Source organism: Lactiplantibacillus sp. B652 (assembly GCF_023806745.1).
Lineage (GTDB): Bacteria > Bacillota > Bacilli > Lactobacillales > Lactobacillaceae > Lactiplantibacillus > Lactiplantibacillus pentosus.
Window position 1 is genome coordinate 267,702 of the sequence record NZ_JAMSKY010000001.1, and the last position, 17,979, is coordinate 285,680.

12 protein-coding genes are annotated in these 17,979 nt (G+C 48.0%); 5 read left to right on the forward strand and 7 right to left on the reverse strand.

All coding sequences use genetic code 11. The features are described 5' to 3' along the window. Positions 1 to 108: 108 nt before the first annotated feature. Both MZO40_RS01150 and tagD read right to left on the reverse strand, forming a co-directional pair. Entirely contained in the window at positions 109 to 1,326 is a 1,218-nt protein-coding gene (locus tag MZO40_RS01150) for a CDP-glycerol glycerophosphotransferase family protein (RefSeq protein WP_105961292.1), read from the reverse strand. A gap of 22 nt (positions 1,327 to 1,348) precedes the next feature. Further along, the gene (gene tagD, locus MZO40_RS01155; protein WP_105961291.1) at positions 1,349 to 1,753 is read right to left on the reverse strand and encodes a glycerol-3-phosphate cytidylyltransferase; all 405 of its coding nucleotides are present in this window, start codon (positions 1,751 to 1,753) and stop codon (positions 1,349 to 1,351) included. Positions 1,754 to 2,072: 319 nt separating this feature from the next. Here tagD and MZO40_RS01160 point away from each other — a divergent pair, with 319 nt between their 5' ends. Further along, positions 2,073 to 2,855, forward strand: coding sequence for a hypothetical protein (locus tag MZO40_RS01160; RefSeq protein WP_105961290.1), 783 nt, complete (start codon positions 2,073 to 2,075; stop codon positions 2,853 to 2,855). Positions 2,856 to 2,912: 57 nt separating this feature from the next. Here the strand turns inward: MZO40_RS01160 and MZO40_RS01165 are convergent, their stop codons facing one another. From MZO40_RS01165 to treR, 4 genes are all read right to left on the reverse strand, one after another. After that, positions 2,913 to 4,967 (reverse strand): PTS glucose transporter subunit IIABC, encoded by a 2,055-nt coding sequence (locus MZO40_RS01165; protein WP_105961289.1) that lies wholly within the window; start codon positions 4,965 to 4,967, stop codon positions 2,913 to 2,915. A gap of 835 nt (positions 4,968 to 5,802) precedes the next feature. Beyond that, positions 5,803 to 7,800 (reverse strand): PTS glucose transporter subunit IIABC, encoded by a 1,998-nt coding sequence (locus tag MZO40_RS01170; protein ID WP_050337873.1) that lies wholly within the window; start codon positions 7,798 to 7,800, stop codon positions 5,803 to 5,805. Between the two features lie 16 nt (positions 7,801 to 7,816). Then, a complete protein-coding gene (treC, locus tag MZO40_RS01175) occupies positions 7,817 to 9,460 on the reverse strand; it encodes an alpha,alpha-phosphotrehalase (protein WP_105961717.1) in 1,644 nt (547 codons plus the stop codon). 22 nt (positions 9,461 to 9,482) lie between these two features. Further along, positions 9,483 to 10,202 (reverse strand): trehalose operon repressor, encoded by a 720-nt coding sequence (gene treR, locus MZO40_RS01180; RefSeq protein ID WP_003637488.1) that lies wholly within the window; start codon positions 10,200 to 10,202, stop codon positions 9,483 to 9,485. Positions 10,203 to 10,609: 407 nt separating this feature from the next. Between treR and MZO40_RS01185 the strand changes: the two genes are divergently transcribed. Continuing rightward, complete coding sequence (locus tag MZO40_RS01185; protein ID WP_105961718.1) at positions 10,610 to 12,400, forward strand: hypothetical protein; 1,791 nt, start codon at positions 10,610 to 10,612, stop codon at positions 12,398 to 12,400. 302 nt (positions 12,401 to 12,702) lie between these two features. Here MZO40_RS01185 and pnuC read toward each other — a convergent pair whose 3' ends face one another. Further along, complete coding sequence (gene pnuC / locus MZO40_RS01190; protein ID WP_105961719.1) at positions 12,703 to 13,491, reverse strand: nicotinamide riboside transporter PnuC; 789 nt, start codon at positions 13,489 to 13,491, stop codon at positions 12,703 to 12,705. A 361-nt stretch (positions 13,492 to 13,852) separates the two neighbouring features. Here pnuC and map point away from each other — a divergent pair, with 361 nt between their 5' ends. From map to MZO40_RS01205, 3 genes are all read left to right on the forward strand, one after another. Then, positions 13,853 to 14,644: a type I methionyl aminopeptidase gene (map, locus tag MZO40_RS01195; protein WP_252133052.1), complete on the forward strand. Its 792-nt coding sequence runs from the start codon at positions 13,853 to 13,855 to the stop codon at positions 14,642 to 14,644. 1,264 nt (positions 14,645 to 15,908) lie between these two features. Continuing rightward, positions 15,909 to 16,820, forward strand: a complete 912-nt coding sequence (locus MZO40_RS01200) for a PLP-dependent cysteine synthase family protein (RefSeq protein WP_105960659.1) — start codon at positions 15,909 to 15,911, stop codon at positions 16,818 to 16,820. A gap of 11 nt (positions 16,821 to 16,831) precedes the next feature. Then, complete coding sequence (locus tag MZO40_RS01205) at positions 16,832 to 17,977, forward strand: PLP-dependent aspartate aminotransferase family protein (RefSeq protein WP_050337878.1); 1,146 nt, start codon at positions 16,832 to 16,834, stop codon at positions 17,975 to 17,977. Positions 17,978 to 17,979: the final 2 nt, after the last annotated feature.

Here is a 17,979-nt window from a genome sequence, read left to right on the forward strand (position 1 = left end):
TAAAATTTCAAATATTCTCTGTTTAGTTACACCCTAAATCCACACGGACTGCCGGTTTAGACACCGTCCAACGTAAAAGCAGATCAGCGTCTAAACCGAGCCCACTTTCTAAGAGGGCTCGGTTACCTTAACTGCTTTCTTATTCGCCTCTGCCTCCATCAACGCCACGACCCGTTCACTAGCGGTTCCCTTTTCCCACGTCGTAAATTGCTGACGGAAGGCGGTCATTTTAGCCGCGTATGCCGGATAATTGCCCTGACTTAAGAATTGTTCCAAGGCACTGACGAAATCCAGTTCATTCGTGACGACTGGACCGGGGACCTTGTCATAGTCAAAGTAAAAGCCGCGAATATCCCCTTGATAATGCGCCAAATCATACGGGTAAAATAACATCGGCCGATTTAAAATCGCATAATCAAACATGACAGAAGAATAATCCGTAATCAATAAATCACTAATTAAATATAAATCATCGATATCTTCATCAACACAGACTTTAACCTGCGCTTCAAAGCCATGGATATTGATTGATTCTGCCACTAAATAGTGCGGCCGGATGATGAGCACATCATCTTTACCCAAAGCGTTAACAACCTTGCTCAAGCTAAAAGGCAAGTTCATTTTATACATACCCTTGCGAATGAAATAATCATCTCGCCAAGTTGGCGCGTACAAAATCACTTTACCTGTCTTGTGACCAATGATTTTTTGCTTAATTGCCGCCAAGGCTTGTGGATCCTTAGCCTGATTCACTAACCGGTCATTGCGCGGATAGCCGTAGTCCAAAAATTGATTATGAAAATCAAACGCCCGGCGAAATATATCCTTAGAGAATTGATTAGGTGCAATTAAGTAATCCCACCGCCGACTTTCAGTGGTGAAATTCTGACGATACTGTTCCGTATCCGTTCCCGGCATGGAGACGTTCGGAATATCAATCCCGAGTCGCTTTAACGGCGTCCCGTGCCAAGTCTGAATATAGGTCGTCTTCGAATTCTTGCGCAGCCAATATGGCAAGCGCGCATTTAAGACCCAAAACTCAGCGACCGGTGCCACCCATAGCCATTGCAGGGAAAAACGGGGAATAATCGTCATTTGCGGGTATTGGCGCTTAGCTTCAGCCAATAAACGCTGCTTAACGCCCCAGACCAAATGCCAGTCAGGATGTGCCGCTTGAAGCGCTTGGTAGACGTACAATGGATTGTCCGTTGGTACCTTGCCATTAAATGCTTCAAATAGCACGACATGTTTTCGCACTGGGCACAGAATCGCAATCAAGTTGAATAATTTGCGATAGACAAGACTGATTATATTTTTTACTGCCATTTATTAACTTCTCCGTTCAAGCCTAATCCTTTTTGAAGTTCAAATCCTTTTTAATCTTAGTCGTTGAGATTTCTGGCGTCCGTGGTAGGTAGATGACTTCAGCATCCGTTTGTTCACCGACAAAGTCAAACTTACCTGTCCAGTCATCCCCCATTACAAAGCGGTCAATCTGGTATAGTTTCACATCGCTGACTTTTTGGTCCCATGATTTTTCTGGAATCACTAAATCGACGTAACGAATGGCTTCAAGCAAGGCCTTCCGCTTTTCATATGAGAAGTAAGCTTTTTTCTGTTTGCTCTCCCAGTTGAATTCATCCGTTGACAACGCAACAATCAAATAGTCCCCCAATGATTTTGCCCGCTTCAGCAATTCAATGTGACCATAGTGTAATAAATCAAACGTTCCGTATGTGATAACACGCTTCATAATAAAACTCCTCCTAAAATCGATATCAGTATAGGCATTAACAAAACAATTATATCATGCAATACCAATCATACCGAATATTATACAAATTTTGTTGGTATCAAATTATGAATTAGGCAACTATCGAAAAACTAATCTAATTCAAACCGCCATCGTTATCCCATTATATCAGTCTAGAATCAATCAGATTAAGAAATTTCTAAAATCACGCCTCATGAATTAGTGTCTCTCAAATTATCCCCGCAACTTAAGGATTCATTGCGCCACTCCCCCTATTTTGGCCTATAATTAAGGCAGTGTATCAATGGGAGGAATGTCCATGGCTAAACGTCGTATCACACATGATCCACATCAGTTTGTTAACACCGCCGCTGACCGTCGTCGACTACAGTTAGCCGTTCAACTCGCATTACCCACAAACGCACACGTCTTAGCACGTAATTTTGCGCGGTCTAGTGCCAGCTCATATTGGCTACTCATGTTGACGCAACCGAATCACGCGACGCCGCGTTTTTTGACATTACGTATCGCTGACCACTTGCTCTGGCTAACGAATCATGACCAACTTGCAATCAGTTGGGAAGCCGGCAATTTCACCGCGGTCCAGCAGACCTTACATCGCCAATTGACGCCGGAAACATTGCAGCGCTACAGTTATCAGTTCACGACCACTGATATCATCACGCTCCGACTGATTCTACACCTCGAGCAATATCAATTGATCTGGCTGATTCAGCTGGCGCCGGAAATTGCCAAGGCCTATAAGAACCAGCACCTCGACTTACGCGATGATTTTGGTCAAGCCAAATTACTGTTAGGCAATATGAATAATAGCAGTCTTCAGCTGGTGCCTGTTAAGCAACCAGCATTTCAGAACCGGCTCAGCCAATACTTCGGTCGCAACCTGTTATTTTCACAGTTCACCAGTCACCATTTGTTACGGCTATTGCCGACCAATCAATGGGTTCGGCCACTACTCAAAGTCTTGCCACCGACGCCCAATCTCGAGCAACAGCTGTCAACGCTGTACGGCACCGACTTTGTCCGCATCTACGTTGAAGCCATTCGTCAACAGGCCCGGCTACAAGCAATCAGTTCCTAAAAATAAGACCCCCGCTACTTTTGAGCAGGAGTCTTTTTTTGATTCAACCGTCAAACGCTATTTTGCGGTCGCCGAGGGTGCCGGTAACATTTTGTCAGAAAAGCCGAATAAATAAACTAGGATCGTCGCAATCAGGAGGGTGCCATAGTGTGAGATCAAGTAGCCATAGAAGTTAGGGCCAATGCCCACGCCCGGTGTAATGAAGGCCGGAAAGCCGATCAAGGAACCCGATAACGCGTAATTATTGACGTGCAACAATCCCGTTAACAGGCCACCTAAGCCGCTGGCGATGCTGGCGACCACGAACACCCGTTTATACTTCAAATTAACGCCGTAAAGTGCCGGCTCCGTCACCCCGCAAAACGCGGAGATGGCTGCCGCTAACGAGATTTCCTTGAGCGGCTTATTCTTCGACTTCAAGAACACGGCCAGCACCGCACCACCCTGGGCGACCATCGTTATCGATAGAATCGCATTCAGGTAGCTGTGCCCATTCGTCGCAATATCGTTGATGACGATGGGAATGATGCCCCAATGCAGACCAAAAATAACCATCGTTTGATATAGGCCACCAATAACGAGCCCCGACAAGGCCGGACTAAAGTTGTAAATCGCTAAAATGCCACTCGCGAGCCCCTTACTAATCATCGTAATCAGGGGACCAATCACCACTAGAACGATGACTGACAAGATCAACGCTTCAAGAATGGGCACAAAGACACTGCGCAGGTACAGGGGAATCACGCGCTTAAGCCCACGTTCCACAGATACACCGAGCCACGCGGCGACAATCATTGGAAAGACCGACGCCGCATACGACATCAGGTGGGTCGGAACCCCGAAGAACGTGATTTGGGCCGTCGTGGCGTGGCCTGCCGCCGTCATTAGGCTTGGGTAAATCAGAATCGCACCAACGATTGCTAATACGATCGGGTCAGAACCCAACTTTTTAGCGGCGGTAAAGCCCAATACGACTGGAAGAAAATAGAAGGTCGCATCCGCGACGGCGTTCAGAACCATATAAGTCCCGCTCGTCACGGTCAACACGTGAAACCCAGTCAGGGCCGCCAAAATCCCCTTTAAAATCCCGGACCCAGCCAGAATACCAATCACTGGAATCATGGCCGCAGTCATCACACCAATCACCTGACTCATCCCATGCCGCAGTCGCGGTAGCCAGCCGGTTGGCGCATCGGTTTCCGTCGGTGCACCAGCTGCCTGGGTCGTTGCCGCGGTTGGTGTGCCAGCCGTCATATCCGCAAATGCAGGTCCTAACTGAGCCATCACGGCATCGTAGACCTCATTAACCGCGGGTCCAATCACCACTTGGTATTGACCACCCGCCTTGGCAACGTCAATCACCCCATCGAGATTGGCAATCACGGCATCCTGTGCACAGTGCTCGTCCTTCAAGTAAAAACGCAAGCGCGTGATACAATGAATCACACTGTTAATGTTGCCCGGGCCACCGACGTTCGTCACAATTGCCGTGGCGAGGTGGGCGTATTTTGACGTTGAGTTTGGTTTAGATTTGGATTTGGATTTGGATTCAGATTCAGATTCGAATTCAGATTCTAGTTCCACGTCTGATGCTGCCGTTGTCGATGTCACCGCTTGCGCTCCTGGTACCGGCGTGACGGCCAATACCGCGGTTGCCACGGCAGTTTTAGCAGTCACCATTTGGTCCGTCGCAGCGACGATTAAGTCATCCAACACGGTTTGGCCGTTCGTCACCACGACGATGACCGTCGCTAACTTCTGCGCCCGTTGTAGCGCCGCCAGATCCATCTCGGCTAGCACTTCACCCGCTTGGATCGTATCACCGACCTGTACGTGACAAACAAACGGTGCACCATTCAAATCGACCGTATCGATACCCATATGCACCAGCACTTCTAAGCCGCTCGCCGTCACGAGTCCAACTGCATGCTTAGTCGCAGCCACGACCGTCACCCGACCGCTGACTGGTGCAACGACGCGCCCGTCAGTTGGTTGAATCGCAAATCCCGGTCCCATCGTCGCAGTCGCAAAGACCGGGTCTTGCACGTCAGCCAAAGCTAGGACCCACCCCGCAACCGGCGCCAAGAGTCGTCTTGTTGCTGCCTTCTTCATGATGATTATCCCCCCTCTTAAGAATGTCCACCGACCTCACTGCCCATTATTTGGGTTGACCATTCGTAATATTCACTAAAAGTCTATCATCACGTTTCGCCCCTTCACAACCACTTGGCACTATCGTCACCGATTCGTACGGTCGACTAATCATCAACGGAGTCTCGGCTGATTGATTCTCTATGTTAATCGAAAACAAGCATTTCTCGAGTGAGAAATGCTTGTTAAAACGTGCTCGTTAGTTGGTTTGCTGTTCGTCAGCCGATACACCCCTCCCCTCCAGTCGGGAAACCGTTCGAACAGCTGATGAACAACCACCTAACTGGGTACAATTGATCACTGAATATTGAGTTTGGCTGGACCTTCAGGCAAAGGCTTAATCAGTCTCGATAATGGCTTATGACATTAAAGCACTGATCAGCTGTTCTGAATGTTACGACTAATTCTCAATGAAAATTAGTCTCTTACAGTTGAATGTTAAAAGACACGTTTTCTAAGAACCAACGACTAATTCATCAAAAGTTGAGTGCACACATGTCTGCCTTTCGAATACCATCCGCGGCTGGAGGGCGTTTCTGACAATGGTCAGCGATGAAATTCCACTTAGCAAGCGTTTTTGGCTTGGTTAGTGGAAGACCAGTATTTAAGACGTGGGTTGTCGGCTTAAATCTGTGTCCATCGCGTTCCAGCGTTGTCAGAAATGCCTGGAAGCCGGCATAGGACGGCCCTATCGCTGCAAGTTTACGTATATTCGCCCCATTTTCTAGCGGTCCTCCGCTGGCCGCTTTTGGCCTTAAAATCCGCACGTTTAAATCCTGCTTCATGACAAGTTAGCTTAAGCAGTTGCACCCAAGTGACGTTTCTTAGGCGCCACTTTGACGGCATTGACGTCTTCGTCCTTGAACCCGAACATCCAAGTTAAGGCAAAGGAGACGATGATGGTGGCTGCGGATGCAATCAAGAAGCCGTAGAAGCTGAAGTCGAGGCCCTTAGGGTTAACGAAGGATGTGAACCCAATCAGTGAGCCAGTAAAGCCCCACATATTAACGTTCAGGAGCCCAGTTAAGAAACCACCGACCGCCGCACCGATGCTGGCAGTGATAAAGGCCCGACCGTATTTCAGGTTAATCCCGTACATGGCGGGTTCCGTAACACCGCAAAAGGCTGAGATGGTTGCGGGCCAGGCGAGTTCTTGAATATTGGCTAGTTTAGATTTCAATGCAATCGCTAGAACTGCGCCACCTTGGGCAACCATCGTCGCAGAAACGATCGCATTCAAGTAGCTGTGACCAGTCGTCGCAATATCGTTCGCCACGATTGGAATAACAGCCCAGTGCAACCCAAAGATAACCAACACTTGGTAAAAACCACCGATAATGAGCCCAGAGATAGCGGGACTCAAGTTGTAGATCCAGACAATCAAGTTGGCTAAACCAGTCGATAATACCGTAATGATTGGGCCGAGGAATAATAGAATGGCCCCAGAAACAATCACAACTTCAAATAATGGCACAAAAATCATCCGTAAAACCGTTGGAATCACCCGTTTTAACCACGGTTCGAGCTTGCTTGCTAACCAAGCGCCCGCAATCATTGGGAAGATCGAATACGTGTACGACGCAATGTGAACGGGTAACCCGAAGAAGTCAGCATTGATGCCCATTCCTAGCAGCGTCCCGGTCGCCTTGCCGCTCGCCATGGTCACAATCGCAGGATACGTGAGCACCCCACCTATGATTCCCATGATAACAGGGTCGGCACCCAACTTTTTACCAGCCGTGAAGCCGACAAAAATTGGCAGGAAGTAGAAGACGGAATCGCCCATCGCGTTAATAATCACGTAAGTTGGCGCGGTCGTGCTGACAACTTTGAAGGTCGTCAGTAGCGCCAAGATTCCCTTTAAAATACCAGAAGCAGCCAACAGTCCAATCACCGGAATCATCGAACCAGTGATGACGCCAATCAGATTGCTAAAGCCCCATTTGACCTTGCCCCAAGCCGTCGTTGGTCGATTAGCAGCGGCCGCCGTTTCAGCCACCGCCTGAGCAGTCGCCGAATCGTTGGAGAAGTGCGGCCCAATTTGCTTGATAACGGCATCGTACACATCCGTGACCGCCGGACCAATGACGACTTGATACTGACCGCCCGCCTTGGCGACATCGATGACGCCTTTTAAGTTCCGAATCGCGTCATCGTTGGCTTTGCTCTCATCTTTCAGATAAAAACGGAGCCGCGTAATGCAGTGAATCAAACTATTGATATTGTCGACGCCACCAACATTGGCGACGATGTCCGTCGCGAGTTGGTCATATTTGCCCGCCTTAGGTAGCCGATTCTGACGTTTGGCATTAAACGTATTCGCGTTCAAACGCCCGGTCGCCGTCACGTCACCGGCTGTTTTTTGTCCAGTCGTCACGTCCAATAATTCGAGTTTGTCGCTGGAATTTGTAACGGCCAGAATGACCGTTGTCTGACGGTTAGCGGCGACGATTGCATCCAGATCCATCGTCGCGATCACATCGCCCGCTTGAACGTCATCACCCACGGCCACTTGAACGTCAAACGGCGCACCCTTTAAATCGACCGTATCAATGCCCAAGTGCACCAATACTTCCAGATGATCGTCAGGGGTCGTAAAGCCAATCGCATGCTTCGTCTCAGCGACCATCGTAACCTTACCACTGACTGGCGCCACCACTTGACCACTCGTTGGTTGCACGCCAAATCCTAAGCCCATCATTCCTGCTGAAAAGACCGGATCTTTGACGGTATCGAGCGTCATGACATCCCCACTGACTGGCGCTAATATTTTAACTGTTTGTTCCTTTGCCATACCCATTCCTCCATTCTTAACCTAACAACAATGCAACGGCTTGATACGGTTGCATCGTCAACTGCGACGTCACTTTGACATCGTCGTAATTTGACAATAAGACGCGTGCGCCCACCATTTCATCCGGCAACGTGACCGTGGTCGGTTGCTCGTAAAAATTCGTCAAAACGAGCAATTTCTGTTGGTGATACGTCCGCCAATAACCAAAGACTTGTGGATCATCTAACCGCCAAGATTGATAGCCGCCGTCTGCAATAATCGGCATCGTCTTGCGCAATTTGATGAGCTGTTGATAATAGTTGAAGATTTCACCGTGCGCCAATTCGTTGTTGACATTAATCGTCGCCTGATTGGTCGGGGCCAACCACGGCCGGCCAGTCGTAAAACCAGCCTGGGCGCTGTCATCCCACTGCATCGGTGTCCGTGAATTGTCGCGCGCCTTCGTCTTAACGATCGTAAAGGCATCGTGGTGACTATACCCGCTTCGAATCAGGGCCCGATACGCATTGAGCGCTTCAACGTCCACGTAATCCGCCATGTTATCGTAGTCCGGGTCGGTCATTCCTAATTCTTCACCCATGTAGATGAAGGGCGTCCCCCGCAGTAAATGAATGACGGTCGCCAACATTTCAGCTGATTTTTCACGATACTGGGCGACATTTCCAAACCGGTTCAGGGCCCGCGGTTGGTCATGATTGTTCCAGAAGAGCGCTTGCCAACCGCCACCAGCGGCCATGCCACTCGCCCAGCTATCTAATAATTGCTTCAACCGTGGAAAATCAAAGGCCATCCGTGACCATTTGCGGCCATCTACATAATCCGTCTTGAGATGGTGAAAGTTAAAGACCATCGATAATTCATGATTGGCCGGATTGGTATAGCCAACGCTATTTTCAACGGTCGTCGACGACATTTCACCAACCGTCACACTATCTGGGTCTTGACCGAAGCTCGCCGCGTTCAGTTCCTTGAGATAGTCATGAACGATTGGCGTATCGGTATACAACGTCTTACTTGGGACGCCTTTTGGAGCGTCAACTAATTGTTCGGCCTTACCCGTGACGTTGATGACATCGAAGCGGAAGCCCTGAACCCCTTTGTGCCGCCAAAAGTTGACGACATCGGCACATGCTTGGCGGACATCCGGATTATGCCAATCTAGATCTGCCTGGGTCGGATCATATAAGTGCAAGTAATATTTTCCGGTATCCCCAAAGGGCGCCCAGGCCGGCCCACCAAACTTCGATTCCCAATTAGTTGGGAGTTGGCCATCCGGCTTCGGCGGCCGTAAATAATAAAATTTTTGATAGTGTTCATCACCTGCTAACGCCTTTTGGAACCACTCATGCGCGGTGGAGGTGTGATTGAGCACCATGTCGAGCATGACACCGATACCATTAGCTTTCAGCTTCGCGACGAGTTCTTCGAAATCAGCCATCGTCCCAAACATCGGGTCAATGTGATAGTAATCAGCGATGTCGTAACCGTTATCATTTTGGGGTGAGACAAAAAATGGATTGAACCAAATCATGTCGACATTCAGTTGCTTAAGATAGTCAATCTTCTGAATAACCCCCTGTAAATCCCCGATCCCGTCACCGTTGCTATCATAAAATGATTTCGGGTAAATCTGGTAAATCACTTGTTCTGATAATTTCATTCTGCAATCCTCTCATGCTAGGTTATTTCTTGGTCCGGCGAGCAAAATCCCGAAAGCTGAACCGGTCGGCCCGGTGACGGGATTCCGTGTACTGGAACGCCCGCGCATCCGTTAAGCTCGTCACACTGCGGACGATTGCCACATAAGCGCCCTTATTCAACGCTAAGTGCTCACGGTCCTCCTCAGTAGCCGGGGCCATCGTAATTTCCTTCGTCGCATACCCAATCGTCAATCCCAATTGGTCTTCAAAATAGGCGTATAACGACTCCTCAGCCGCCCGTTTGGGAACGTCCGGAACGACTGACTTCAAAATATAATCCTTATCAATAATGGCTGGTTCCCCATTGATGACCCGCACGCGCTTGATAGCCGTGACGGGTGCTTCAGTCAATTCCGTGCCTAACGACGTAAAATCAGCTACCGGCAATAGGGCGTCCGGTTGATAATCGTAAACCACATTCTCCGTTTTAATGTGTAACTTCGCGGCTAATTCCTTATAACTGACGATTCCCGAAACCGGAAATTCATATTGGCGGTGCTCAATCACAATGGACCCTTTCCCCCGAATCTTCTGGATATAGCCATCGTCAGCCAAGGTCGCTAACGCTTTACGACCAGTCTCACGGGAGATGCCATATAATTCGCACAACTGATGCTCGCTAGGCAAATAACTGCCAATCGGATAAACTTCCGCGTCAATTTTCTGTAACAGATCTTGATACACTAGCGCCGCTTTGTTCACGGCCAACACCTCACTTTGTTATCGCTTTCATTTAAGAATATAAACTTGTTTAGACAAGTTGTCAATCACTAGCAATAATTTCTTTTTTTCGCTGACAAATAAGCTTCAATCAACAGAATAGCTCCTTAATCGTCTTGACTGTACATGTCATTAGTAAAAATTCTCCCACCGGGTAATTCGTTACTATCATCCCGTTTAGCACCATGAATAGTTATGACAGTCACATAAGAATCTCATGATGAATTAATAAACCAGTGGTTCTCGTTGTACAGCTCTGCTATAGTTAACCGTATTGGTCATTTCAACATGACCTAGTAAGTGCTTTAGAGTCCACAATCAGCGCAATTAGACGCGCCGATTGCACAGAACCATAAATCTGATTTCATTGAAGGGATGTTTCTTCACCTATGCGTAAGAACAGAGTCGCCATCACCGTCATTGGGCTAGCAACCCTACTTATGATCAGTCCGCTCTTCCTCAATCACCAGGCACTATATGGTGTCGACGGGCCATTTCAATACAGCCGAATCTATGAAGCGGCGATGCAACTTAAAAATCATAATTTTAGTTTTATGAACCTTTACACTTTTCAACAGGCTGGCCGTATCGTCAACAGTCTTTACAGCCCACTAGTGGCCGTGCTCTGTGGTATCCTGCTGCTACTAGTCGGCAATTGGTTTCGCTTCCAAATCATTTCCTTATTTATCGTTTATTTTCTATGCGGCTACTTTATGTACAAAGCGGCACTAAAATTACGGTTGTCACGAAAATTGGCAATTGCTTTAGGTGTCATTTTTCTTAGCTCCAACGCTGTTTACGGCTTCTTGTTTGGGATAATGTGGCGCTCATTGGCCGTCGCGTTATTGCCAATATTTATCGGTCCCATTTTGGACTTGTATCATGGTGACTGGACACTTGCCAAAATGATGAAGCTGGGCTTATTCGTCGGTATTATGGGCCAATTTCAGATTCTAACTATCGGAGTGTTTTTGCCATTCCTTGTTCCCTTTTTCATTCACGGGCTGTGGCAGTCACGAGAGAAGCTACTCAGCAGTCTCAACTTTCTAGCGGGCGTACTATTGGCGCTAGTGCTTAGTTTGAATGCCTTAATTCCCATGTTAGAGGTCTACCATGGCAACTTGCTGATTGCACCGGTAGGAATGGATCTCATGGACCACGCGAGCCGGATACTCCAACCGCTTTATACGAGCGTCTACTCTAGCAGTGACATTATCTCAACAATCATTGCATATGCCCTGATAACGGGATTATTACTATTCTGGTCACATCTTTTGCCCTTTACCAAAATGTTGGCTGGCGTTACTGTCACATATCTTATTCTGAGTACCAGTCTGTTTCCTTGGGACCTCGTGCAGCAATCGATGCCTTTCTTGCAGTCATTCCTGCAAATGCCTGGTCGGATTACGTTAATCGCCACGCCGTTCATGCTGTTATCAGCCGCTTTAATCTATGATGAAGCAGCGCAACATACGAATAATCTCAGTCTCCAGCAAGGATTGCGCTCGGCCGGCGTCTTACTGAGTGTCTTATCACTTAGCCTCTGTACGCAAAATGTCGCTCGGAGCGTTCACACGAACATGAAACCTGACACATCATTCGCTCAAGGCATCCAAACGTACCCTCAAAATGTCCACACTAAGCTGCAGACCATCGCTAAGTTACAACCGGCATTCCATACCCGGAACCTTGGGCAGCTAATTAAGGCAGCCGATCGTACAGTTCCGGATTATGTGCCCGTTTCCAAAAAAATCTCGACTGACCCTGAAACTTACAAAGTCGTCTATCGCGAATATCGCCAGAACTTCTCTGAACAGCAGCACAACTTCCGCTACCGCGCCGTTCGAGGGGGTATTCAATTAACTTGGCACGCTAAGACGGCTAGGTCACGAGCTGTTCCCGTCGTTGCTTATCAGCGGTCGATCCTAACACTGAATGGTCAACCCTTATCGACAACGCGACTCACACGCCACTGGGTCGGCAATATCAACGTCCACCAGCATCGAGGACGAAATGTGCTCACAATTCGATACAGTTCAAGCATTCTGACCAAGATAAGTAAAATCATTGGTTATACTGCTTGGCTGATTGTGTTTCTCCTGATTCTGCTCTTCAAAACGCCACTAGGTCGCTGGGTAAACAGCTTGATTCAGGCCCGTCAACTAGCTGCAAGCAAATAGTGCCTACTTACAATAAATCACTCAATTTGAAAATGAATGTCTCCCAGCAACGACTAGTCATAATCTGACACTTGCCGCCACTGGGAGGCGTTTTTGTCTGTGTAAATTTGGAGGACTTTTAAATTGATTAAAGCGTTTATTTTACAGCAACGGAACGTAACCAGCTTTCGACCGCTAGTCGTTTGAATTCAAACTGTGCGCTATTCGAGGTGCGAAATAAAATGCGATTCACGGTAATATCCGATTTTGTGCGACGAAAAAAGCACGACCAGCCTAGCCAGTCATGCTTCACACTTACCTAATTAATGATTTAATTCGAACGCTTGATTATGAGTCGCGTCTACACTAGCAGCATCACTAGCCGCTTGTTCTTCGGCCATCAAACGAGCCCGTTCATGCTTGTTGTACCAAGGTGAGACCGTGAAGGCTAAGATATCGTTGATCAAATAAATTGAACTGTTGATAAACATCGCCAACGTTGCGGAACCTTGACGGAACGAAATGAACCAGAGTACCATCTGAGCTAGCCCAGAAGCAATCCACCAGAAGTACTGGTTGTTGTAACGGAGGAAGCAGATGACCCCTGCCGTCAAACAAATGGCGAAACTGATGGCATCGACCCACGGGCGCGGATCATCAGTCAACGCGCCAATGAGGTAACCAGAGATGGCGTAAACGACGAGGGTTGCAGCGATTGCGACGACCCAAGTCTTACCGGTGAACTTCCGAATCTTGGACACCATGTTCACGTTCCAGTTAGCACTCAGTAACACTGGGATATCGAGCGTCACAACGTAGGCTAATTGTTCGCCGATACTTAAGTAGTTTTTGGCTGAAAAACCAACCACGATGAAGCAAGCTGCTGAAATAACACCCAATAATCCATTGACTGATTTGGCGGCGTTAATGGCTAACACGCAAAGAACACCCAAAGTTGTCCCAATAAATGTTAGAATAGACAATGCTGTGATTGGGGCACTGACCAAAGTCATCACTTGACACCCTAAGCTAAAATAGAATAAGTAGTAGTTCTGTTGTGGCCAACCCTTCAGTTGGTGTGATAAGAATTTAAAATAATTACTCAAAATCATGCTCCTCTTTCCGTTCATCATATGCGGTTGTAGGTGTCTAGTTGGCCAACCAGTCACGTCACACTACTACATGTAGTGTTTCCGTTCGAAACAACACAATATATTGTATCATTATCTCAGCCGATGAAAAGAGAAAAATTCCATTTTTATATTAGATTGTTCACAACCAATCCGTTTCCGTCCCGCCAATTTGGCTTTTTTGGCGTGGCAATTTTTTTCGTTTTTTTTAGCGTTAAGTTACCGGAAACGCTATCATTAGCAAGTGCAGACAATGGCTTTTGTCGGACCACCTCGCTTGCAGTATACTGGAGGAGAACAATCTTTTAGCTTTACAATATAATTAATTTTTTGGAGGAACCTCATGATTACGCTTAAATCAGATCGTGAAATCCAAGGGATGCAAGCTGCCGGCGACATTATGGTGGGCTTGTTCCACGCCCTTGAAGATTACATCAAACCAGGTATCACGACTTGGGATGTCGATCACTTTGCTTACGAATACATCACCGCGCACGATGCGACCCCTGGTGAACTTAACTTTGAAGGCTACAAATACTCAACTTGTGTCAGCGTCAACGACATGATTTGCCACGGCTGCCCAAGTAAGGACATCTTAGTTAAGGACGGTGACTTACTAAAGGTCGATACGGTTATTAACTACCACGGTTACCTCAGTGACTCTTGCCACGCCTTCGTTGCCGGGACCCCTGCACCAGAAGTTAAGAAATTAATGGAAGTGACCCACAAAGCGCTATACCTGGGCATCGACCAAGCCGTTGTTGGCAACCGTATCGGTGATATTGGTTGGGCAATTCAAAACTACGCTGAAAACGAAATGGGCTACGGTGTCGTTCGCGAATACATCGGCCACGGCATTGGACCGACGATGCACGAAAAGCCCGACGTTCCTCACTATGGCGAAGCAGGTCACGGTACCCGCTTGAAAGCCGGCATGACCATAACGATCGAACCCATGGTCAACATTGGCGACTGGCGCTCTGGCGAAACTGCCGATGATGGCTGGACCGTTCGGACGTTAGACGGCAGCTTGAGTTGCCAATACGAACACACCTTGGTTGTCACGGATGACGGTCCTAAGATCTTATCTTCATTCGATACCGACTTCGACGCTAAGTATTTATGGCATAAATAATCATCACTTTATTAGATAACGACTAACCGCCTGAACAAGCGACCTTGAACTTGTTCAGGCGGTTTTTGGCTAGATTTACGCATTGTCCTAAGTAATTTGGCATGAATCATGATTAACTCATGTTATTTTCTAAGTTCAAGAGCTGCCAGCTGAGGACCGCTGGAAACGGTGCGAGCTAGCGTAAACTTTCTGTGATAGCTGCGTCTTATTCCGGCTTCCAGCCTGGGATGGTATTCGAAAGGCAGACATGTGCGGACTCAACTTTTTGTTGGATTAGTTGCTGGTTCCTAATGACAGCTAAACTTCCATATTCGTGTTTTAACTTTTTTAAATCGCGGATTCGCTGAACTTGTCAGAATTTTCCCAAGTCGTTCGAGATAACAAAGCCTCGAATTCTAAGCGACGGCAATTTCATCGATTCATTTCAAGACTAATTGCCATTGAATTCGTGGTGTTGAGATGAGCAAATAGCATTCAGAAATCTTTTCAGTAAATAAATGCGATAAGTCATTATCGATACCAACTAAAAGTTTGCCCGAAGGACCAGTCACCTAATATTCAGTGGTCAATTATACCCAGATAGGTGGCCGTTCATCTGCCATTCGAGCGGCTTCCCAACTGGAGGGGCTGGCTGACAATGCTCAGTAGCCAAATTATTCTTAGGTGGAAGTGGGTTGCTTCCGGCTTAGAATAAGACTCGTATTTGAAATTGCGCAGTGACTTTCTGTGTGAGTTCAAATCGACGTCGGCTTACGTTCCAGCAATTGTCAGCCGGCCCCGGAATTCGGAATGGGACGCGCATCGGCTGACGAACAGTAAGCCAAACGATTGGCATGGTTTAATCATCTTTAGTGATAAAAAACAACTAGCACAATGTGTTAAATTATTTTCAATTGCTGACCACTTTTCAAGCGAGTTGTGGCAAGGATTATCGCTGATAACGTGATTCAACATTACGTCAACCGGACTCAACTTAAACTTGACAGCCACAAATTCAACTTGTATAGTTATCACCAACCAAACCAGAGGAGGATCAGACATGACTCAATTAACTAGCAATGCTTTGAATAACTGTTGTTGCCGAACCGCGCGCTTATTGCGATGTTCGGCCTGTTAAGCATTGACTTTTTGAGGAGTGTCATCCTAAAAATCAATGTCCAGCATGGCTGGATATTGAACTGGGCGCGACGAATTCATTTGAATTCTCGCGCCCTTTTTGTCGTTTTTGGCACCCCCGCCAACAAACCTACTGGGAGGAATTTTCATGCTCGTACACCATATCCAAGAACTAATCGGTCACACCCCATTAATTGAACTACCCATTGCCGTTCCTAACGACAGCCATATTTATGCCAAACTCGAGATGTTCAACCCGGGCGGCAGCATCAAAGATCGGCTGGGCGATTACTTGATTCAAGATGGCTTGCAAAGTGGGAAAATCAACGCCACGACCACCATCATTGAGCCCACAGCTGGCAATACCGGAATTGGGTTAGCCCTAGCTGCTCAACATCACCAACTCAAAACAATTCTAGTCGTTCCGGAAAAATTCAGTATGGAAAAACAGGTTTTGATGCAAGCACTCGGCGCCGAAATCGTCCACACGCCTAGTGAACAAGGGATTCAAGGTGCCATCAAGAAAGCAAATGAACTGGCTGCCAGCATTCCAAATAGTTACGTCCCGATGCAATTCAAGAATCCCGCTAATCCCGCGGCCTACTACCACAGTCTGGCGCCAGAGATTCTCGCTGATATGCCGCACCCGGTCACTGCCTTTGTCGCTGGTGCCGGTAGTGGTGGCACGTTCGCTGGCGTCGCGGCCTATCTTCAGGCACACGACGACGCGACTCAGGCCGTGGTTGTTGAACCAGAGGGCTCGATCCTAAATGGTGGCCCCGCGCATGCTCACCGGACTGAAGGAATCGGCGTCGAATTCATCCCGCCATTCTTCGAGCAAGTCCGAATCGACCAGACGTTGACCATCGCGGACGACGATGCCTTTGCGGCCGTTCGCCAGTTAGCCCGCAAACACGGCTTATTCGTCGGTAGCTCGAGTGGTGCGGCGCTGGTTGCGAGCCTGAAATTAGCTGCAACTTTGCCACACAACAGCCATATCGTCACTATTTTCCCAGACAGCAGCGAACGCTATCTCAGTCAAAAAATTTATTCGAAATGAGGCCTTTTAAAATGAAATTTGAAACGCAATTAATCCATGGTGGTATCAGTGAAGACGCAACGACCGGCGCGACCTCCGTGCCAATCTACATGGCGTCGACCTTCCGTCAAACTAAGATTGGTCAAAATCAATACGAATACTCCCGGACGGGTAATCCGACCCGAGCAGCCGTCGAAGCACTGATTGCGACCCTGGAACACGGCACTGCCGGCTTCGCGTTTGCATCCGGTTCAGCGGCCATCAACACGGTCTTCTCCCTATTTTCCGCTGGCGACCACATTATTGTGGGCAATGATGTCTACGGTGGGACTTTCCGGCTGATTGATGCCGTCTTAAAACACTTTGGCATGACATTTACCGCCGTCGACACCCGCGATTTAGCCGCAGTATCAGCCGCGATTACCCCGGATACCAAAGCGATTTATTTAGAAACACCGACTAATCCGCTGCTACACATCACGGACATTGCCGCCATCGCGACGCTTGCGCACCAGCACGGGTTACTCAGCATCATCGACAACACCTTTGCTTCGCCATACGTGCAAAAGCCCCTTGATTTAGGCGTCGACATCGTCTTGCACAGCGCATCCAAATATCTTGGCGGCCATAGCGATGTCATCGGCGGACTGGTGGTCACCAAGGACGCGGCATTGGGTGATAAGATCGGCTACCTCCAAAACGCCATCGGCAGTATCCTCGCACCCCAAGAAAGTTGGTTACTCCAACGTGGCATGAAGACCTTGGCCTTACGCATGCAGGCACACCTGGCCAACGCCGAAAAAATCTTCGCGGCACTCAAAGCAAATCCCGCCGTGGCGAAGATTTACTATCCAGGCGACCCAGACAATCCCGATTATGAAATCGCGAAGAAACAAATGAATGGTTTTGGCGCCATGATTTCATTTGAACTCCAGCCCGGGATGAACCCTCAGACATTCGTGGAACACCTGCAAGTGATCACCTTAGCTGAAAGTCTTGGCGCCCTTGAAAGTTTGATTGAGATTCCGGCTCTGATGACTCACGGCGCAATTCCACGTCCAATTCGGCTACAAAATGGCATTCAAGACGAACTCATTCGGTTGTCCGTGGGCGTCGAAGCCATCGATGATTTATTAGCTGATTTAGACCGTGGATTTGCCAGCGTCGAAGCGGGGTAATG